Here is a 20,631-nt window from a genome sequence, read left to right on the forward strand (position 1 = left end):
ACTAAAACATATTTAACTTTGCCAAAATTTTAAAGTTTTGGCAAAGTTTATTTTATGATATGAAATCAGATATTCCAAAACAGAAAGAAGGCGCATTTAGTGACACGGTTTCCTCCATCAAATTTGAGAACGAAACTCAGGCAATTGAACATTTTACAGTGGTGCGAAAACGGTTCCTTGATGTGAATTCTTGGGAACTATTTGCAGGTGAAGAGAAAGCATCATTTTCGCTGACAGATGCTAACGGAAACTTTCTTCTGGATCATCCCGCGGTTGGAAATTTTATCAAAATTAAAATTCCAGGGCTACACAATCCGACTGGAGACGGTTTCGACTGGGTGAAAATTGAGGAGGTTAAGGAAGAGAAAAATTTAAATTTTGAAAGTGTTTACCTTCGAGTTCGTCCATCGTCCGATCCCACAAAACCAGAAGAAAAAGTAGCTCATTTCTTTGATGAAAAGGCGACTTCCAACTTTCTGATCAGACGCGTTGGCGAAGAAATTTTCGCCGAAGTTCATGGCAGAAATGAAGAACCTAATACTGAAAATTTAAATCTTCTGGAAAAAGCGAGAAATCTTTTAGTGGCAATTGGCGGAATGATTGCCGGATCAAAATTCCAGTGGAAATCTCTGACTGAAGGATTGATAAAAATGTGAGATTTGTCCTTTGAATTTCAGGAATTATATTATCTTAATCGCAAAGTATCGTCTTTACAGACAAAAGCACTTCCTATGTGGATATTGCAGATTTCGTGGAACTTCATGTTATGGAGAAAAGTTCAAAAGAAACTACCGAAGAAACTTTAAAATGGGTTCATATAGCCATCAGCAACGCCAAAAGAAATTTGCTAGGTAATTACCACAAAATAAAAAGAAAATATCTCCAACTCTATCTCAACGAATTTATCTACAAACTAAATCGAAGATATTTTGGAGACAGACTCTTTGAAAGGCTTATAATTGCTAATATTACAGGGTTATGATTAAAAACGGATATTCAAATAATAATTTATATAAAAATTGCACAATTAAAAATTTATTTTAAATTTGCTATAGTCAAATTTTAAAAAAAAATATTAGGAATGCAGAAAATTTTACTCAACTAGATCAAGAAGTTGAAAAAAATGAATTATTAGAAAATTTCCAAATGGAAGAATTGGAACAAAGATTTGAAATGAAGGCTTGGGACGTAAGTGTATCTGCACCTACAATGTTTGATGCTGGTGAAACAATTGAAACCAATACTACTGCCGTTGGAGGTAGTGCCACTTGGACATTTTAAAAAGTAACAGCTAATACAATCTATGTATTAGCTGTTTTTATATTTCAATTTTTATGAGAGTAGTTTTTTTTACAACAATTTTGTTGATATCCTCACAAATTAACGCACAGTTACTTCCAAAGTATACTGATTCTCTTAAATATAAAAAAGATACTGCAATATTAGGATTAAGCAACAAAAAAGAAATAGTAATAGATTTTAAAAAACCACAAAAAAAGAGTGGTTTTAATTTTTCTCTTGGAAAAGAAAAAGAAGTTATTTACAGAGATAATTTTACAAATCGGATTTATTTTCAAAATGGATTTGATAGAACATTAATATATCAAAGAGATAATACAACTAAATGAAGTCCATATTATTTTTAATAGCCTATTTGGGGTTATCATTACAATTTTATTTTCCTCAAAATATCAAAGTAAGAATTATTGATTCTGAAGAAAACAAACCTCTTCAAAATGTTAGAATTATGTCTGATAATGTGGTGCTGTATAGTAACGATGATGGGGAAGTAGAACTAAAAAATGATAAGAAACCACTGAATATTTTTGCTCAAGGATATGAAGAGTTAACATTGGAGTCTTTAACTCCTATTATAAAATTAAAGCCATTATATAAAGATATTGAAGAGGTGAAAATATCCAAAATAGATATAAGGCAAATGTTTCAAAATGCTTTAAAAGATTATCTAAGCATATATTACAGTAAGCCCTCTCTATATCAATCTACAATAAAGCAAAAAGGTTATATTGATGGGAAAATGATTAACCTTTTAATAGCCAATATTGACATATGGGCTTTAGCAAATGCCTATAATTTTAAGGCACAAGATAATGTCGACTCTTTTGTCCAAATCGGCTTTAACAACATTAAATATTTTAAAACTAAAGTATCTTCTAATGATTATCCCTTTAATACAGATATTCAAATAACTCCCAAAAACTTTATTCAGAAGTTATTTTTTAATAGTGAAATTATTGGTTTTTTAAATGATACAAAAAATAGTGTATTTGTTTCAAAAATACTTTCAGAAAACCAGAACATTCAAATTATTTATTTTGAAACAAAAGATGAAATAAATACATATAAAGGAAAATTTACATATAGCAAAACAGACAAAGTCATTAGTAGTTTTGATCTTTATATAACAAATATGTCTCAGTCGTTCAAGAACAAGAACAAACGAGGAGAAGCTTACGAAGGTGTAGCCACTTCAAATAATATCAAATATGATTTTTATAAAAAAGACGGAAAATATCTACCAGCTTTAGTTTATACCGAAATTAAAGGTTATGCGCTATACAAAGAAAAAAAGTATCCCGTTTCATTTATTCAAGAAATAAATTTTCAAAAATTTTTAGAATCAGATAAAAAAGGATTGAAAAATAAAATTGATTTAAATAAAAATCTAACCGAAAATATTGCTAATAAAGAGATTAAAGAAAATAATACTTTACTTTCCAAAGAAGAACAGAAATTTATTGATGAGCCATAAAAAGAAATCTCCAGAATTTTACGAATATTATCCTAAACTATTTCACGATTATTTTCCAGATATAGATAAGGTGACAATAGACCTGCTTTCAAAAGCAGGCTTTTATTTTTATCAATCTATTTTGCAATTAGATGCTGTTATTGATAATCAAGAAAATCATAGAATATTTAATGTTTTAGATTTACAAGAGAATGCAATAAAAATTTTATCCACAATATATGAAGATGGTAACAATTTTTGGAATCTTTGGGAAACAAGAAAAAGAGAGTTTCGCAAGGCAATATCATTAGAAAAAAACCTTTGGAATAATCCAAGTGAAGAGAATTATAATAAAGTTGCAGATATGAAATCTGCCTTTGGAAAAGTAGCTATTGATAGTTTATTTATTTTTTCAGAAAATAGTAACAATAGCGAAATTTATAATTTACTGCTCGAATCTCATAAATATTTTTCGATAGGGTTTCAATTATATGATGATATTATAGATTTCACAGAGGACTTTAACAAAAAACAATTTAATTGGGCGGTATATGAATTATCCAAAACATTAGACTTTTCCAAATATAAATATGATGTAAATATTTTAAATAAGTTGTTTTATATAGATGGAACAAGTGTTATTCTTTTTGAAAAATCAATTTATTATTTGGAGAAGGCTAAAAAAGTAATTGAAAAATTGCCACCGGATAGTTTGTGGCTGGATACAATCTGCGACTTTGAAAAAACAATTCTTCAAACCAAGGATTCAGTTAATTGTAACTACGTCATATCTTCATAGACTAAATTAGTAAAAAACTAATATAGACTTATGGAAATGAAAAAGACAAAAGAAATCAAGGCATATTTAACTTTTGTAAAGAAACTGCAAGTTCTAAAATATGCGAAAGAATATGGAAATAACGCCATTGCTTACAATTTCTTTGGTATCAAGAAAAGTACTTTTTATAAGTGGAAAAAGGCATATGATACACATGGTGAAGAAGGATTGCTGAAGAAAAAACCTATACCTCACAATTTTCCAAATCAAATTAAACCAGAAGTTATTGAAAAAGTATTGCAGCTTCGAAGAGAACATAAACTGGGTACTTGGCGTATCAAATGGTATTTAGAGCGTTATCATGATATTTTTATTTCAGAATCAAGTGTATATAGAATTCTTAAGCGTAATAACATAGGTCCTCTTGATAGAAAAACAACAAGAAGAGCCATGCATAGTATTCGATACGAGAAGGAAACACCAGGCCATCATGTTCAAATAGATGTCAAATTCCTAATTTTTAATGATGAAAAAGGAAACAAAATAAAACGTTTCCAGTACACAGCCATTGATGATGCAACACGAATCAGAGCGCTTAAAATCTATGAAAAACACAATCAAATTAGTTCTATTGACTTCATAAGCTATGTTGTTGAAAAATTTCCATTTAGAATTAATACAATCCAAACAGATAATGGTCATGAATTTCAATCAAAATTTCATTGGCATGTTCAAGATCTGGGCATGACACATCGGTTCATACAAGTTGGTACACCCCAATTAAATGGGAAGGTAGAACGTTCACATCTAACTGATAAAAGAGAGTTTTATCAACTTCTAAGCTATACGGATGATGTTGATTTAAATCAGAAATTAGAAGAATGGGAAAATTTTTATAACTTCAATAGACCTCATGGATCTTTTAAAGGAAAAACTCCTTACGAAATATTAAAATCTAAACTAAAATAATTAAATTTAAAGTCTACGAAGTGATGAAGTACGACAGTTATGTCAAAACAATAGAAGAAAAAGCAAATACAAAAAGAAAATTAATTCAAGAAGATTACTTTTTTGATTTTAATAAAGTCACAATAGACTTTTTTTTTAAAGGCTTGCAATTCATTAAGAGTGATTTTCTTCAAAATTATGTTGATTTAAAGCATTTTATGTATTTAGGAGGTATGGAAGGATTCGAGAATGAAATTGATATCCATTCTTCAGATACTTTTCAAAGAGCATTATTGAATGATTGTTTGTTGGAAATTGCACATTCTTTTAATCTTAATCTTCAAGTTTTTATTGAAAAAGAAAATCAATATATAGAAGGAAGACAAAATAAGGACAATATTGGAGCTTAGTCTTATTTTCCAACTGTTCAGGAAATAGCAGCAGATATTGACGATCTAGGGCAAATTATGCAACAGTTTATCAAAACAGGAAATGGGAAATTGGTAGATAAATATTGTATAAAAGCAATTAGTATTGCCGTATCTGAAAGAACACAGCCTAGTGGTGGAATAGAAACTTGGATTCTTCCTAAAGTAAATCTTACTGAAAAACAGAAAAAACAGGATTTATTCAATTCTACCAAATGGGGAAAAGGGGCAGATGTGGAAGTTGTAGCCAACTTTGTATATGCTTTAACCTTATTAGATTCAGAAAAATACAAGTCCACCATAGAAAAAGCAATCAAGTATATTACTTCAGAGCAAAAAGAGCAAGGGTATTGGGAGAGCAGATGGTACTATGGTAAACTTTATGGTACATATGTTTGTCTGAGGTTGCTTAATGAGTTTCCTACACAATATGGAGCTGTCAAGCAGAAAATAAAAGACTTTTTGATTGGTTTCCAAAATGCTGATGGAAGTTTTGATGAGAATCAATATAAAAATTTGTCAACTTCTTTTGCTATTTTTTGCATGAATTTATTAGAGTTTCCTGAACTTGAGAAAATGAAAAATAGCGCACAACAATTTTTAATAGAACATCAGCATGAAAATGGTAGTTGGAAGGCGGAAAATTTTATTAAACCTAAAGCCCATGAGCCTTACAAAAGTAAGACGCTTACTACTGCTTACGCATTAAAGGCTTTACTATAATGGAGGAAAGCCCTGTATATAAACTATCATCAGATATTGAATTTTCAAAATTCAATGAAAGTGAATATTTACTGCATAATGTAAAACTTAATAAATATACTAAACTGAATCAGAAATACTATGATTTATTAAGTTTAGCAGATGGGAGCAGAACAGTATCACAAATTAATATGGATTTTCAAAAAAGCCATAAAGTACCTATTTCAGATTCACAAATTATATTGCTTTTTGGTCAGCTAAAACAGTATGGAACTTTTGGTCACGATGATTCAATAAAAGAACAATCAAAAATTCCGGACTATATAAAATATGGTTTCATTTTTCTTAAACCAGAAGTAATTTCAACAATAGTTCCCTTCTTGAAACTATTGTTTGTCAGGAAAGTTTTTTATTCGGTTATTTTTTTTTCAATCATTATTTTTGGATATAGTATTTATACAAATTATTATAATAATCCGACTCTCAACTCTAATACTTTTGTGCCATATTTTATATTGCTACTTTTTATAAGTACTATTTTTCATGAGCTGGGACATGCAAGTGCATCCCATTTTTTCAAGGCAAGACATGGAGGAATTGGCTTTGGTTTTTACTTGTATTTCATACCAGCATTTTTTGCAGACGTGACGGATATATGGAGATTAAGTAAGTGGAAAAGAATTATAGTAAATAGTGCAGGTATTTATTTTGAAATTATTTTTTGCTTATTACTATTAATTATTGGTTTTTTTACAAAATATCATATACTGGAAATTTTGGCATTGGCTATTTCAGTAAAAGCATTATACAATCTAATCCCATTTTTGCGAGCTGATGGATATTGGATATTGTCAGACTTGTTGAACAAGCCTAATCTTAATTTCCATGCCATGAACAACTTAAAATTGATTCTATTATCTACTTTTAAAAATGAAAAGTCTATACTAACGAAAAAGGATTATCTTATTGCTTTATATGGGGGCTTTAACATTGTAATGATAGCTCTGTTTTTCTATTATCAAATATTTTTAAATTGGTATTCAATTATAAATTTTCCCATAACAATTTATAAAATAGTTATCTCAATCTTTCAATGGAAGTTTAATTTAAGCTTTAATGAATTATTCAAACTATTATCAGTCTTAATTTTTTACATTATAAGTGTCAAGATAATTTTAGGAATAATGAAGAGATAATTATTGTTTTTCAAACACACTAAATAATTGCACAATTTAAAGTTATAGAATTGACTTTTAAAATGAAATTTCATATAGAAAAATTAGCACCTAAATTAGCACCCGAAAATTAAAAAGCCTATAAACACGTTGTTTATAGGCTTTTTTTGCGGAGAGTGAGGGAAAGTAACTGCCTTAGTAGGAGCTTCCGGAAGTTGTAAACCACCATAATGAAATTGCTTCTTAAATTTTACAAACCTGTTAAGGGAAGTATCTTTTACAACTATGATGATTTAGAGATCATCTCACCGAAAAGTTTGAGAGAGAATTGTGGCGTAGTGATGCAGGACGGGTATATTTTTTCGGATACTATCGAAAGAAATATTGCAACAGGAGATGAAGAAATTAATAGGGAAAGATTACAAAATGCTACAAAAATAGCCAATATAGAAGGATTCATCGACAGTATTCCTTTAGGATATAACACCAAAATCGGAGCATCAGGAAATGGAATTTCAGGAGGACAAAAACAACGTATTCTGATTGCACGTGCCGTTTATAAAAATCCACATTACATCTTTTTTGATGAAGCAACTTCGGCATTGGATGCGGAAAACGAAAAGACAATTCATGACAACTTACAATCGTTCTTTAAAGGAAAAACAGTCCTGATTATAGCACATCGCCTTTCAACTGTAAAAAAAGCCGACCAAATCATTGTTCTAAAAAATGGACAAATTGTAGAACAGGGAAATCATCAACAATTGACAGCAAATAAAGGTGAATATTATAATCTTGTAAAAAATCAATTGGAATTAGGAAGCTGAATAAACTGTCTTGATTTTATAATTATGGCGTCTTGATTCATAAATCAATACAAAATAAGGGCTAAATCATTTTAGAAGAAGAAATAAATCAAAACCCTGTAAGTTAAAACTCACGGGGTTTTTAATTATGTTTCCTAAAATATCTTGAAATATCAAAAAAATAAAAAAGCCAATTTTACATTGCTTTTGGCTGTAAAATTGGCTGTAATTAATTTAAATCACTGATTATCAAGTGATATTGTAGACCCACAGGGATTCGAACCCCAGATGACTGAACCAAAATCAGTAGTGTTACCGCTACACCATGGGTCTGTATTTCTATGACGCGAAATTATATAAATTATTTTAAAAATAAAAATGATATTAAAAGAAAAGTGCGTGGCAATCGATTATTAATTGATTTACAAAGATTTATTTTTTTAACTTTTTTATTCGGAATGAAAGTTTCTTTGCATATTAATTATGAGAAAGTATGATTTGAAATCAGAGCTTTTCTGCTACAAATATCAAATTAAATAAAAAGCGTATCTTTGCAAAAAATTGGGCTCCAAAAGTTGGAGAAACCCATTAATAACGTGTCCTGAGCTTTGTCGAAGGATTATTAAACATTTTTTATGTCGAATATTGTCGCAATCGTTGGACGTCCCAACGTAGGAAAATCAACGCTTTTTAATCGTTTACTGGAAAGAAGAGAGGCTATCGTAGACTCTACCGCCGGTGTTACCAGAGACCGTCATTACGGAAAATCCGACTGGAACGGAGTAGATTTCACGGTGATTGATACCGGAGGATATGATGTAAACAACGATGATGTTTTCCAAGGAGAAATTTCTAAGCAGGTTCAGTTGGCGATTGATGAGGCAACTTCTATCATTTTCATGCTGAATGTAGAAGAAGGGCTTACAGATACGGATTACGAGATCCACGAGATGTTAAGAAGATCAAACAAGCCGGTATATATCGTTATCAATAAAGTAGATTCTTCCAAAGAAGAACTCGCTGCTACAGAATTCTATCAGTTGGGAATTGAAAAATATTACACTTTGTCTTCTGCAACAGGTTCAGGAACAGGAGATTTGCTTGACGATGTGGTGAAAGATTTCCCGACCACCGAATACAAAGATCCTTTTGAAGGTTTACCGAAAATTACCATCGCAGGTCGTCCGAACGTAGGAAAATCTACCATGACGAATGCTTTGCTGGATACGGAAAGAAATATCGTAACAGATGTGGCAGGAACAACAAGAGACAGTATCCAGACCCTTTATAACAAATTCGGACACGAGTTTGTATTGGTAGATACAGCCGGAATGAGAAGAAAATCCAAAGTAAGCGAAGACTTGGAATTCTATTCTGTAATGCGTTCTATCCGTTCCATCGAGTATTCAGATGTGGTAATTATCATGGTGGATGCTACTCAGGGATGGGAATCTCAGGATATGAACATTTTTGGTCTGGCTCAGAAAAACAGAAAAGGAATTGTGATTTTGGTGAACAAATGGGATTTGATTGAAGGTAAGGAGACGAATACCATGCGTGATTTCGAAAAACAGATCAAAGACAAAATCGGGCAGTTTCAGGATATTCCTATTTTATTCGTTTCCGCATTAACGAAGCAGAGAATCCTGAAAGCGGTAGACATGGCAATGCAGGTGTATGAAGACCGTAAGAAAAAGATCAAAACTTCAAAACTTAATGAAGTGATGCTTCCTATTTTTGAACAGACACCGCCTCCTGCAAACAAAGGGAAATACATTAAAATCAAATACTGTGTACAGCTTCCGACGCCGTCACCACAATTTGTATTCTTCTGTAACTTACCGCAATACGTAAAAGAACCATATAAAAGATTTACTGAAAACCAGCTGAGAAAAGAATTCGGGTTTACCGGAGTTCCTATCGAAGTGTATTTCAGACAAAAATAAATTGTAATCCCTTTCAGATTTTTCTGAGAGGGATTTTATTCTTCATTAAATATATATTTTTAGATAAAAGCTTTTCAAAATAATGAACACAATCGTTTTATCAGAACAATTTTCTTTAGTTAATTCATGGATCAATGAGCTTCGAAATGTTGAAATCCAGCACGACCGTATGAGATTCCGCAGAAATATGGAAAGAATCGGCGAAATTGCTGCTTTCGAGATCAGTAAAACACTGGAGCAGAAAGAAATTGAAATTCAGACTCCTCTGGATACGATTAAAGTGAAAGAAATTGCTGTTCAGCCTGTTATTACAACCATTTTGAGAGCCGGAGTTCCTCTGTTTGAAGGAATTTTGAATTATCTTGATAAAGCAGACTGCGGATTTGTTGCCGCTTACAGAAAACACGACGCCAACGATTATTTTTCTATTAAACAGGACTATTTAACGTGTCCCAATATCGAAGACAGACCTTTAATTGTTGCCGATCCGATGTTGGCAACCGGAGCTTCTCTTATCGAAGCCATTAAAGATCTGTTAACCCATGGAAAGCCGACTGAGCTTCACATTGTTGCTGCAATTGCTTCAAGGCAGGGAGTTGAAACCATAGAAAAAGCTTATCCCGATGCCAAAATCTGGGTAGGAGCTATTGATGAAAGTTTAACATCAAAAGGATATATCACTCCCGGATTGGGAGATGCAGGAGATTTAAGCTACGGAGAAAAACTACAGCGATAAAATAATCTGATCAATCTTTCTCAGGATCATTTTTACATCTGAATTTCTTTTATTTTTACGGAAACTGAAAAAGCCGAAGGAAAAAATATTTTTTCTCGTCTAATATAAAAAGTGACCGTAATGAAAACCGGAATATGAATTTCGAGTTTATCTTCCGTCAGCATCAGAAAATGGTGTATAATCTTGCTTTGCAGTATACCCAGAATACCGAAGATGCGGAAGAAATAACTCAGGATGTTTTTGTAAAAATATCACAAAAAATAGATGGCTTTAAAAACGAGTCATCCTTAAAAACATGGATTTACCGCATCGCAATCAATACATCCTTAGATTTTCTTAAACATAAAAATTCCAGGAAAAGATTCCTTTTCGGTCTCTTCAGAGATTCGGATGCCGAAAACAGACAGAATGAACCGGTAGATTTCAATCATCCCGGTGTAGTTCTTGAGCAGAAAGAAGAAGTGATGAAAATTTTCAGCTTTATCAATATGCTTCCGAATGATCAGAAAACAGTGGTTATCCTAATGAAAATTGAAGGCAATTCTCAACAGGAAACCGCTGAGATCATGAATATCAGTCAGAAAGCGGTGGAATCACTTTTTCAACGTGCCAAAAAAAATCTTGTCCAAAAACTAAATCAACAGAAGGAATATGAAAAATAAATCGTCTAAGTATGTAATGGAAGATCAGTTGCAGATATTAGAAAAAATTCAGAGCGTGGAGGCTCCTTCAGAATTGTACGGAAAGATTCTCAGTAAAATTGAGAATCAGAAGAAAGATATTGTTTCCCCAAAATGGATTTTCGCCGCGGCAGCCGTGATTGCTATTCTGATCAGTTTGAACGTAAAAGTTATTCAAAACACAAAAGATAATTCAAAATCAGATTTTGATACCTTATTTATGATGAAATCACAAAATACTTTTTCGTATGACTAAAAACAGGTTTTACATTTTTATCATCATCGGTCTGTTGATTTCTAATCTACTGTTGGTTGTCTTCATGCTCATGCGAAAACCTCCGCATCATTCGGGGCCGAGAAATCTCATTATTGAACGGCTGCATTTGGATGAAAAACAGATACAACAATATGACGTGCTGATTCAACAGCACAGAATGCAGATCAGAGAAAAAGAACACGAAATGATGGATGCGAAAACGCAGTATTATTCATTATTAAAAAATAAAGATCAGAAAAACGGAGATTCTTTGGTACAGCAGATCGGAAAGATAAGTATGGAAACCGAGAAAATTAACTTTAAACATTTTCAGGACATCAGAAAAATTTGCCGTCCCGACCAGTTGCAGGATTTCGATCATCTTATTGATGAATTTGAATCTCTTTTTGCTCCCGGACCGAAACCTCCACACGAACGATGAAAAAAAATATTTCGGATTTACTTAGTTTTCGTGGGTTTGGTTTTCTCTTTCACAGACAATATTTACCGGAAACAAGTCAGTGAAAAATAATTCGGAAAGACAATGACTGTCGATAAATAATTTCCCAAAAAAGTTTTATCAGCCGAAGGAAAATAAATGTATTGTCGTCTAAGAAAATAATGATGGCGTAAAGAATAAATAAAATGAAATCGGAAAGCTTAAAAAGTAAAACAGTCTTTGTCAGCTTTAAAAAACAATGTGTTATAAAATTGAAAGATTAGCACAGATGTTAAGAACTACGATTAATCATGAAGAATCAAATTTTTTATTCCGAAAATAGCCTCTAAAAACTTTTAAACTAAACATTCTAAAAACCTCTTATGAAAAAACTTACATCATGGCTTGTTCCTGCATTCTTCACAGCAGTAGCCTTATATTCCTGTTCGGGCAGCGATACCTATGAAGCAACTCCGGTTACACAGGAAGAATATCTCGGAATTCTGGCTGCTTTTGGTTCCAATATCAATCTCAGCAGTCTTGAAAATTATGCCAATCAGCCTAAACCGGCTTATATTACAAGAGATAACACAGCCGGAAATCCGATTACAGATAAAGGTGCTACTTTAGGAAGAATGCTTTTTTACGACAAAAATCTTTCGAAAAACAACACCATTTCATGTTCAAGCTGTCACAAACAGGAATTTGCTTTTGGAGACAATGCAGTTGCAAGTACCGGAGTGAACGGAACAACAGGCAGACATTCCATGAGACTGGTAAATGCAAGATTCGGCAATGAAATGAAATTTTTCTGGGACGAAAGAGCTGCTAATCTGGAAGCACAGACTACGTTCCCGATTCAGGATCATAACGAAATGGGCTTCAGCGGAACAAACGGCGATGGAACACTTCAGGATCTGATTGCAAAACTGCAGAACATTAAATATTATCAGGAAATGTTCAAATTTGTTTACGGAGATACTACCGTTAATCAAACAAGAATTCAGAATGCATTGGCGCAGTTTATCAGAAGTATTCAGTCTTTTGATTCCAAATATGATGCAGGAAGAGCTGCAAGCGCAAATGATCAGCAGCCGTTTGCAAACTTTACGGCACAGGAAAATCAGGGAAAAAATCTATTTCTGGCTCCTCCTGTTTTTGATGCCACAGGAAACCGTACCGGTGGCGGATTGGGTTGTGCGGCCTGTCACGCCGCTCCGGAATTTGATATTGATCCGAATTCCAGAAACAACGGAATTATTGGGAAAATCAGCGGAACCGGAATCGATGTTTTTAACACCAAAGCCCCAAGTTTAAGAAACGTTACCAACAGCAGCGGAATAGAAAACGGACAGTTTATGCACACCGGAAATTTTACAACACTTCAGCAGGTGATTGGTCATTACGGAAATATCAATATTGCACCGGGAAATACCAATCTCGATCCTCGTTTGGCGCCTAACGGAAACGGACAAAAGCTAAACCTTACATCAACGGAAGTGAATGCGGTGATTGCATTTCTGAAAACACTTTCCGGAACCGATGTGTATACCAATAAAAAATGGAGTAATCCTTTTAAATAATTACAATTTCTTAAAGCTGTTCTTTGTAGAGCAGCTTTTTTTATTCATCAATCGCCATAACCAAAACACTTACTTTATTATCTCCCGATTTCAGAATCTCCCATGCAATCGAAGCCAGCGTATTTCCCGTTGTAAAAACATCATCAATTAACAAAATATGCTTACCTGAAATATTTTTAGTCATTGAAAATACATTTTCCGTTTTCAGCCGGTTCTGTTTATCTTTCAAAGCCTGAGCTTTGGAATAATGATTTCTCTTCATCACATCATGATCAAACGGAATAGCATAAAATTCTGAAAGCGTTTCGGCGAACCAATGCAGTTGATTATATCCTCTTTCTTTTAATTTTCTCGGATGAAGCGGAACCGTCACCAAAAGATCAGGCTTCTGATTTTTAAAATCAAGTCTTTCCGTCGTCCATTCAGCTAAAGTTTTCCCGATTTTGTACCGACTCCTGTACTTCAGTTCATGAATTAATTTCCGGCTCACATTTTCTTTTTCAAACTGCATGAGTGCAAAAGCATTTTCGATAGGAAAAAGGAGACTGCATTTTTCTTTAACAAAATTATCTTCAGAATAATCGTTGTGGGTAAAGTGGATCTGTTCAAAACAAAGATTACAGACCGGGAAATTGGCATCAATAATGCGGCTGCACCGAATACAGCGATTCGGAAATAAAATATCGAGCATCATTTGCGGATTGAATAACTAAAATGATTATTAATTTTTTACAGGAATAAAAGATTATTAATTCTTTCGATTAAATAACCCGAATAATTAAATTGTTTTTTATATCCCTAATTGGTGTAAAAATAATCATTTCATCCGAAAATGAAGTGAATAATTAAAAAATAGAAAAAAATATGATTGTCCGTAACTTGTCATAATTAGAAAACCTTTGAGTTCTTCGCTTTATGCTGAGCTTGTCGAAGTACCTTTGCGAACTTAAAAACAGTTGGTATATAAAAGAATCTTAGCGATTCTTTGCGTGAAAATTAAGCATTATGATCAATAACGGATAATCATAAAAAATTACAAAATGTCTTTCCTGATTTTTTCAATTGCGTTTTTCATCCCCGAATTAAAATATTCCTTCTCCAGACGGATTGGCGGCGATTGCCTTACTTCACAATCCGCAATGCTGCACGATTCGCAGGTTACTCCTACATTGATGGTTTTCAGGGTGGGAGACTTAATAAAATTGATTTTTTTGATGGTCTGAGAATTCAATAAAATTCCCAAACAATAACTTCTGTTGCTTCCATCTGAGAAAGGATTTTTCTGTGAGGTGGAAATCACAAGATAGCTGATTCCCTGATCTTTATAATGAGAAATCTGGGCTTCCGTTAATGTTTCATTTTCTTTTAAATGATGAAGATTTTTCACGGCAATCCATCTTCTGCAGTAATGCTCGTTGGTTGCATTCGCATGAGGAGCCTGTTGATGATTGAGATGTAACTCTTTTAAAATCTGTATTTTATCTGAATTTTTCTTTTTGACTAAACATAAATAAAACAAATCTTTTATTCCCAGTTCAGAAGAAAGAAGATTCGTCAGGCGATAGTAAAATGTTTCGGGAGAATTGGTGAAATTATCGATTAAACTTTCAAAATTCTGGGGATTCCATTCGTTTTGCAGGAAAAAATCTGAAGTTTTTTCAATTGTTTTCTGTTTTGAAATTAACAAAGCTCCCGCAAAATACGAAGCATAAAAATTATTTAAAATTTCTTCAAAACTTCCGAAATCCAGCCACGAATACGTATTCGGACGGTTTTTCAGCTCCAGAACATTAAATCCGATCTCTTTCGCAAGAATAAAGGTTTTCTGATCTTTTTCCAATTTCCGGTTTAAAAGCAACAGTTTTTTTTCAGGGATAAACAACGAGCGTAAATTATCCAGCGTTCCGTATCGTTCAAAATCTTCCGACTGAATCTGGTAATTAAATTTTTCATTCAGAATATTCTCCAGAACATCAGACTGTAAATTTTTGTCGATCTGCAATCCGTTTTCCTGAGCAAAAAACTGAACTTTTTCCTCAATTTCAGGAAAATAATTATCATAAAGCTCCTGAAAAGAACGTAAAACGGCGAAGTAAAATCTTTCCTTTCCTAAATTATAGTTTTGTGAAATTTCGATCAGGGCATTGATAAAAGCGGTGACTTTCTTTGGCGCATCACTAATGATACTGATTAGGTTATTTTTATTGATCCCGAAAAGATCCAAAGGAATTTCTTTAAAAAAATCTGACTGAAGAATTTCATTAAAAGGAGTGAGGCTTTTGTCCAGCTTCGTGGAAACCAGATCGTCAAAAGTGCAGTTCAGCGCTTCCGAAAGCTGAATGATCTTATCATGCTTCGGATATTTTTTTCCGTTTTCAATTTCGTTAAGGTAGGATTTCGATAAACCAGTCTTTACCGCAAGATCCTGTAAAGACCAGTTTTTCTTCTGTCTCTGCTGTTTCAGTTTCAGCCCGAAAACCGTTTTAATAAAGTCACTGTCCGAATTCATAATTCAAATATAATATTTAGAAGCGATTATTCGCATAATAATTTTTAAAATAATTTAGCGAACGTTCGCTATTTGTGAAAATTTTTATTTATGTTTGCAATGTTCAATTACAAAATTAAAACAATATGGAAACCAAGATTCAGTTGAAAATCAAGGAACAACAAAATTTTGAAGAAGTTTTTACCAATGATTTAATCGATTTTTTGGTTGAGCTTCATCAGAATTTTAATCCGAAAAGAATAAAGCTTTTAGAAGAACGAGAAATCAGGCAAAATGAATTTGATAAAGGAATTCTTCCGGAATTTTTAGAAGAAACCAAGGAAATAAGAAACGGAAACTGGATCTGCGCTCCGCTTCCGAAAGATTTACTGGATCGGAGAGTGGAAATCACAGGACCGGTAGACCGGAAAATGATCATCAACGCATTAAATTCCGGAGCTTCCACTTTTATGGCAGATTTTGAGGACAGCAATTCTCCGACCTGGAAGAACTGTATGGAAGGTCAGTTAAATCTTTCTGATGCGGTGAACCGAAGAATAGATTTTACGACTGAACAGGGAAAATCTTATCAGCTAAATGAAAAAACGGCTGTTTTATTGGTTCGTCCGCGAGGTTTACATTTAAATGAAAAACATATTGAAATTAATGGGGAACAGGCTTCGGCGTCATTAATCGATTTCGGAATTTATTTTTTCAGAAATGCTAAACAATTACTTGAAAATGGAAGCGGACCGTATTTTTATCTCCCGAAATTAGAGCATTATCAGGAAGCAAGATGGTGGAACGAAGTGTTTGTTTTTGCACAGAATTACTTAGAAATTCCGCAGGGAACCATTAAAGCAACGGTTTTAATAGAAACAATTACCGCTTCTTTTCAGATTGATGAAATTTTATTTGAATTAAAAGACCACAGTTCCGGACTCAACTGCGGAAGATGGGATTATATTTTTTCTTTCATTAAAAAATTCAGAAATCTTCCCCGGTTTATTGTTCCCGACAGAGATCAGGTAACCATGACTTCTCCTTTTATGAGTGCGTATTCTAAACGTGTTATTGAAATTTGTCACAAAAGAAATGTTCATGCAATTGGAGGAATGGCGGCACAGATTCCTGTTAAAAATGATTATGAAGCGAACAGTATTGCTTTTGGAAAAGTAAGAAGCGATAAAGAACGGGAAGTAAAAAACGGACACGACGGAACATGGGTGGCTCATCCTGCGTTGGTTTCTGTGGCTAAAGATATTTTTGATAAATATATGCCTTCCAAAAATCAGATCGATAAAAAAGTTCAATACCATATCACCGAAAAAGATTTACTGGAAGTTCCGAAAGGTGAAATCACTGAAAAAGGGGTCCGAAAAAACATCAATGTCGGAATTCTTTACATCGAATCGTGGTTAATGGGAACGGGAGCTGCAGCCATTTATCATTTAATGGAAGATGCGGCAACCGCAGAAATCTCCAGAACCCAGATCTGGCAATGGCTGAAAAATGATGCCGTTTTAAGTGATGACCGCACTTTAACCAGAGAAATGATTCTTCAGTGGGAATTTGAAGAACTGGAAAGAATTGAAAAGTATGTTGGTGAAGAACGTTTCCGTAAAGGGAAATTCAATCTTGCTAAAGAACTTTTTAATGAGCTGATTTTCAGTGAGAAATTTGATGAATTTTTAACTCTGAAAGCGTATCCTTTTATTTAAGAGGGAGAGTAATGAGAGTGGGAGAGTGGGAGAGTTTTAGGGTTTGAGCGTTTAATGTAATTGCAACGATCAACGATCAACCATCAATTATCAATTATCAATTATCAATTATCAATTATCAATCATCAATTATCTATCAACCGTCAACAAACAACAATTAACTAAACAAAAAAAATAGTATGAAAACAAGACAAGAACAAATTCAGGAGATCGAAAAAGACTGGCTGGAAAACCCACGCTGGAAAGGAGTTAAACGTCCTTATACAGCGGAAGATGTTTTAAAGCTTCGCGGTTCTTACAAACTGGATTACACCATTGCCACTGAAATGTCTAAAAAATTCTGGAATTTACTCAACACTCAGGATTTCGTTGCAGGACTTGGCGCGTTAACCGGAAATCAGGCGGTTCAGGAAGTGGATGCAGGTTTGCAGGCAATTTATCTTTCCGGATGGCAGGTTGCAGCAGATGCCAATTTATCGGGAGAAATGTATCCGGATCAGTCATTATACCCCGCCAATTCAGTTCCTTCTGTAGTAAAGAAAATTAACAATGCTTTATTGAGAGCAGATCAGATCCAGTCTGTGAACGGAGGCGGAGAAAAAGAATATCTGGTTCCGATTATTGCCGATGCAGAAGCCGGTTTTGGCGGAAATTTAAATGCCTATGAACTGATGAAACAGATGATTGAAGCAGGAGCTGCCGCAGTGCATTTTGAAGACCAGCTTTCTTCTGCTAAAAAATGCGGTCATTTGGGCGGAAAAGTTTTGGTTCCTACGCAGGAAGCCATCAATAAATTAATTTCTGCTCGTTTGGCGGCGGATGTTTTGGGAGTTCCAAGTTTAATTATTGCAAGAACAGATGCAGATGCAGCAGATTTGCTGACTTCTGATATTGACGACAGAGATAAAAAATTTGTAACAGGCGAAAGAACTTCAGAAGGTTTCTATGTCGTAAAAAACGGAGTAGAGCAGGGAATCGACAGAGGTTTATCTTATGCGCCATACGCTGATCTTATCTGGATGGAAACCTCTAATCCTGATCTGGAACAGGCAAGAAGATTTGCAGAAGGCATTCATGCGAAATTTCCTGATAAAATGTTGGCGTACAACTGTTCTCCATCCTTCAACTGGGCAGCAAGGCTTTCTGTGGAAGAAATGCAGAATTTCCGTGAAGAGCTGGCAAAATTAGGGTACAAATTCCAGTTTATTACTTTGGCGGGTTTCCATGCGTTAAATACCGCGATGTTCGAGCTGGCTTTAGCTTATAAAGAAAAAGGAATGGCAGGATATTCTGAATTGCAGGAGCGTGAGTTTGCGTTGCAGCAAAAAGGTTTCAGAGCAGTAAAACATCAGTCGTTTGTAGGAACTGGCTATTTTGATGAGGTACAGAATATTGTTACCAACGGCTCTTCTGCAACGGTTGCCATGAAAGATTCTACCGAGACCGCACAATTTCACTAAAAAGTTCCGTTTTTAATTAAATTTAATTGTTAGAACCTTCTCGATTTTGGGAAGGTTTTAATTTTTATGTGCTAATTTTGAATTTATATTTGAAGGAGATGAGTTTGATTTTTGAAAAACAGATACAGGTTACAGAGCAGCATATTGATGGAAATAATCATGTAAATAACGTTCAGTATGTGCATTGGGTGGAAGAAATTGCAGCAGCGCACTGGGATTTTGTAAAACATAAAACCGAATATCCGAAAGATATCTGGATGCTTCTGGATCATCATATTCAATACAAAAAGCAGGTCTATCTTAACGACATCATTACCGTAAAAACCTATCCGAAATCTCCTGAAGGAATTCGTCAGCCCAGAAAAGTGGAGTTTTACTGTAACGGGCAACTCGTTGTGGATTCTACCACATTGTGGGTTTTGGTAGATGCCGAAACGCAGAAAATCAAAAGACTGGAAAGTGACTGGCTGGAAAAGCTAAAATGATTCCTTTACAATTTTTTGCAGGATTTCAAACTTTGTTTCTTCGATGGTTCCAGTGATTTCCTGAATATTTCCGTTTTTGTCAACCATAAAAGTCATTGGATTTCTCAGCAGTGTAAAGTAGGATTTCAGCTCCTGTCCGGAATCTGTAATGTGCTGAAAATTGAAAGGTTTTTTGGTTAAAAATTGATTAACTTTTTCTTTACTGTCATATGTAATGGCTATAAAATTGACTTTTTCTCCTGAAAGTTCTTTCAGTTTATTAAGATAGGGAAGCTCTTCAAGACAGGGTTCGCAGTGAGTTGACCAAAAATTGATAAAAGAGATTTTCCCTTTTAAATCATTGGAATTGAAATTTTTTCCTTCAGAATTTTTATAGTTTTCAATCGGAAAATGGGTTCCTATTTTATTTTCCAGATCGGGGTAAGTCCAAAACTGTCTCTTTTGAGCATTAAAGATTACGCTGAAAAAGATTAATAATAAGGTTATTGTTTTCATGATGAAGTAACGGTTCTTCTTCAATATTATTTTGGCAGTGACATCAACCATTATTACATGAGCATATAAAACAAGATTCTCATGTAATGACAGATGAATGGACGGCTTACAAAAATATAGGAGACTATTTCCACAATCACACTTATGTTGACCACGGAAAGAAGCAATAAGCCGATGAAGGAACAACAACCAATGCAATAGAATGTTTTTGGTCACATTTGAAACGTTCTATTATCGGTATGTATTACAAGACAAGTAAGAAGCATTTACAGTTATATCTTGATGAAATGACATTTAGATATAATACTAAAGAGCTACGAACAGACAAAAGATTTGAAATGTACTTAGAAAAAACTCAACAAAAAAGATTAACTTGGCAATCGTTAACAGCGAAGACATGAAAGAAAGAGTATTTCAAGAATACAAGAAGCAATGCAACAAGAAATTTAAAGATAACAGCCTTATAAACGAATTCTTTAAAACGTATGTACTGAATACTATAAAAGATAGTGACTTGCTACAAGAGTTAAACAAAAATGGGCGGGATTTAGACAAAATCGAACCTTTGGATTATCTTGAAAACCAATCTATTTTATTGCGTACCATAAAAGTTTGTGTTTTAGCTTTTAAAAAACTTAATAAAAAGATTAAGACAGACAAAGAATCAAAAGTAAATTTGAATATCCGTTTTCTAACCTAAAGCTGTGATATTAGCAATAATCAGCCTTTCAAATAACTTTTCTCCAAAATATC

The 20,631-nt window shown here is 33.6% G+C and carries 21 protein-coding genes, 1 tRNA gene and 3 pseudogenes; 21 read left to right on the forward strand and 4 right to left on the reverse strand.

Going from position 1 to position 20,631, the window contains the following annotated elements:
- Positions 1-59 precede the first annotated feature (59 nt).
- The 10 genes and pseudogenes from B0E34_RS20400 to B0E34_RS20445 all read left to right on the forward strand — a co-directional run.
- Positions 60-656, forward strand: coding sequence for a hypothetical protein (locus tag B0E34_RS20400; RefSeq protein ID WP_087712402.1), 597 nt, complete (start codon positions 60-62; stop codon positions 654-656).
- Positions 657-697: 41 nt separating this feature from the next.
- Positions 698-982, forward strand: a pseudogene (locus B0E34_RS20405) (transposase); the annotation flags it as partial.
- A 352-nt stretch (positions 983-1,334) separates the two neighbouring features.
- Complete coding sequence (locus tag B0E34_RS20410; protein WP_028123565.1) at positions 1,335-1,628, forward strand: hypothetical protein; 294 nt, start codon at positions 1,335-1,337, stop codon at positions 1,626-1,628.
- Positions 1,625-2,773 carry a hypothetical protein gene (locus tag B0E34_RS20415; protein WP_028123564.1) on the forward strand — a complete coding sequence of 383 codons (1,149 nt, stop codon included), beginning with the start codon at positions 1,625-1,627 and terminating at the stop codon, positions 2,771-2,773. Before B0E34_RS20410 ends, B0E34_RS20415 begins: the two co-directional genes overlap by 4 nt.
- Positions 2,763-3,551 (forward strand): hypothetical protein, encoded by a 789-nt coding sequence (locus B0E34_RS21515; RefSeq protein ID WP_185117473.1) that lies wholly within the window; start codon positions 2,763-2,765, stop codon positions 3,549-3,551. Before B0E34_RS20415 ends, B0E34_RS21515 begins: the two co-directional genes overlap by 11 nt.
- A gap of 36 nt (positions 3,552-3,587) precedes the next feature.
- Positions 3,588-4,499 carry an IS481 family transposase gene (locus B0E34_RS20425; RefSeq protein WP_087712428.1) on the forward strand — a complete coding sequence of 304 codons (912 nt, stop codon included), beginning with the start codon at positions 3,588-3,590 and terminating at the stop codon, positions 4,497-4,499.
- Between the two features lie 20 nt (positions 4,500-4,519).
- Positions 4,520-4,888, forward strand: a complete 369-nt coding sequence (locus B0E34_RS20430) for a hypothetical protein (protein ID WP_123956724.1) — start codon at positions 4,520-4,522, stop codon at positions 4,886-4,888.
- Positions 4,889-4,945: 57 nt separating this feature from the next.
- On the forward strand, positions 4,946-5,629 hold the full coding sequence (locus B0E34_RS20435; protein WP_087712405.1) for a prenyltransferase/squalene oxidase repeat-containing protein: 684 nt from the start codon (positions 4,946-4,948) through the stop codon (positions 5,627-5,629).
- Complete coding sequence (locus tag B0E34_RS20440; RefSeq protein ID WP_076551416.1) at positions 5,629-6,804, forward strand: zinc metalloprotease; 1,176 nt, start codon at positions 5,629-5,631, stop codon at positions 6,802-6,804. Before B0E34_RS20435 ends, B0E34_RS20440 begins: the two co-directional genes overlap by 1 nt.
- 159 nt (positions 6,805-6,963) lie before the next feature.
- Positions 6,964-7,610: pseudogene (locus tag B0E34_RS20445) on the forward strand (ATP-binding cassette domain-containing protein); the annotation flags it as partial.
- A gap of 241 nt (positions 7,611-7,851) precedes the next feature.
- On the opposite strand, the gene B0E34_RS20450 reads toward B0E34_RS20445, so the two are convergent.
- Positions 7,852-7,922: transfer RNA gene (locus B0E34_RS20450), tRNA-Gln, on the reverse strand.
- Between the two features lie 302 nt (positions 7,923-8,224).
- Between B0E34_RS20450 and der the strand changes: the two genes are divergently transcribed.
- The 6 genes from der (at position 8,225) to B0E34_RS20480 (ending at position 13,229) form a co-directional block, all read left to right on the forward strand.
- A complete protein-coding gene (gene der, locus B0E34_RS20455) occupies positions 8,225-9,535 on the forward strand; it encodes a ribosome biogenesis GTPase Der (protein ID WP_087712406.1) in 1,311 nt (436 codons plus the stop codon).
- 82 nt (positions 9,536-9,617) lie between these two features.
- Positions 9,618-10,271, forward strand: coding sequence for a uracil phosphoribosyltransferase (upp, locus tag B0E34_RS20460; protein WP_087712407.1), 654 nt, complete (start codon positions 9,618-9,620; stop codon positions 10,269-10,271).
- A 134-nt stretch (positions 10,272-10,405) separates the two neighbouring features.
- Positions 10,406-10,933 carry an RNA polymerase sigma factor gene (locus B0E34_RS20465; RefSeq protein ID WP_087712408.1) on the forward strand — a complete coding sequence of 176 codons (528 nt, stop codon included), beginning with the start codon at positions 10,406-10,408 and terminating at the stop codon, positions 10,931-10,933.
- Positions 10,923-11,207 (forward strand): hypothetical protein, encoded by a 285-nt coding sequence (locus B0E34_RS20470; RefSeq protein WP_087712409.1) that lies wholly within the window; start codon positions 10,923-10,925, stop codon positions 11,205-11,207. Before B0E34_RS20465 ends, B0E34_RS20470 begins: the two co-directional genes overlap by 11 nt.
- Positions 11,200-11,649 (forward strand): Spy/CpxP family protein refolding chaperone, encoded by a 450-nt coding sequence (locus B0E34_RS20475; RefSeq protein ID WP_087712410.1) that lies wholly within the window; start codon positions 11,200-11,202, stop codon positions 11,647-11,649. The genes B0E34_RS20470 and B0E34_RS20475 overlap by 8 nt, the downstream gene beginning before the upstream one ends.
- A gap of 380 nt (positions 11,650-12,029) precedes the next feature.
- Positions 12,030-13,229: a cytochrome-c peroxidase gene (locus B0E34_RS20480; protein ID WP_087712411.1), complete on the forward strand. Its 1,200-nt coding sequence runs from the start codon at positions 12,030-12,032 to the stop codon at positions 13,227-13,229.
- A gap of 40 nt (positions 13,230-13,269) precedes the next feature.
- Here B0E34_RS20480 and B0E34_RS20485 read toward each other — a convergent pair whose 3' ends face one another.
- Positions 13,270-13,920 (reverse strand): ComF family protein, encoded by a 651-nt coding sequence (locus B0E34_RS20485; RefSeq protein ID WP_306460668.1) that lies wholly within the window; start codon positions 13,918-13,920, stop codon positions 13,270-13,272.
- Between the two features lie 342 nt (positions 13,921-14,262).
- Positions 14,263-15,738: a helix-turn-helix domain-containing protein gene (locus B0E34_RS20490; RefSeq protein ID WP_087712413.1), complete on the reverse strand. Its 1,476-nt coding sequence runs from the start codon at positions 15,736-15,738 to the stop codon at positions 14,263-14,265.
- Between the two features lie 125 nt (positions 15,739-15,863).
- Here B0E34_RS20490 and aceB point away from each other — a divergent pair, with 125 nt between their 5' ends.
- From aceB to B0E34_RS20505, 3 genes are all read left to right on the forward strand, one after another.
- Positions 15,864-17,438, forward strand: a complete 1,575-nt coding sequence (aceB, locus tag B0E34_RS20495; protein ID WP_087712414.1) for a malate synthase A — start codon at positions 15,864-15,866, stop codon at positions 17,436-17,438.
- Between the two features lie 179 nt (positions 17,439-17,617).
- Entirely contained in the window at positions 17,618-18,898 is a 1,281-nt protein-coding gene (gene aceA / locus B0E34_RS20500; RefSeq protein WP_087712415.1) for an isocitrate lyase, read from the forward strand.
- A 98-nt stretch (positions 18,899-18,996) separates the two neighbouring features.
- The gene (locus B0E34_RS20505) at positions 18,997-19,383 is read left to right on the forward strand and encodes an acyl-CoA thioesterase (RefSeq protein ID WP_087712416.1); all 387 of its coding nucleotides are present in this window, start codon (positions 18,997-18,999) and stop codon (positions 19,381-19,383) included.
- Here the strand turns inward: B0E34_RS20505 and B0E34_RS20510 are convergent.
- A complete protein-coding gene (locus B0E34_RS20510; protein WP_165763038.1) occupies positions 19,375-19,878 on the reverse strand; it encodes a TlpA family protein disulfide reductase in 504 nt (167 codons plus the stop codon). The two genes, B0E34_RS20505 and B0E34_RS20510, sit on opposite strands and share 9 nt — an antisense overlap.
- 59 nt (positions 19,879-19,937) lie before the next feature.
- Here B0E34_RS20510 and B0E34_RS21665 point away from each other — a divergent pair.
- Together B0E34_RS21665 and B0E34_RS20525 are read left to right on the forward strand one after the other, a co-directional pair.
- Positions 19,938-20,279, forward strand: a pseudogene (locus B0E34_RS21665) (IS1595 family transposase); the annotation flags it as partial.
- Positions 20,252-20,578: a hypothetical protein gene (locus B0E34_RS20525; RefSeq protein ID WP_123956726.1), complete on the forward strand. Its 327-nt coding sequence runs from the start codon at positions 20,252-20,254 to the stop codon at positions 20,576-20,578. The pseudogene B0E34_RS21665 and the gene B0E34_RS20525, both read left to right, overlap by 28 nt.
- The last annotated feature ends 53 nt before the right edge of the window (positions 20,579-20,631 follow it).

The sequence above is a fragment of the Chryseobacterium mucoviscidosis genome, assembly GCF_002177115.1.
Lineage (GTDB): Bacteria > Bacteroidota > Bacteroidia > Flavobacteriales > Weeksellaceae > Chryseobacterium > Chryseobacterium mucoviscidosis.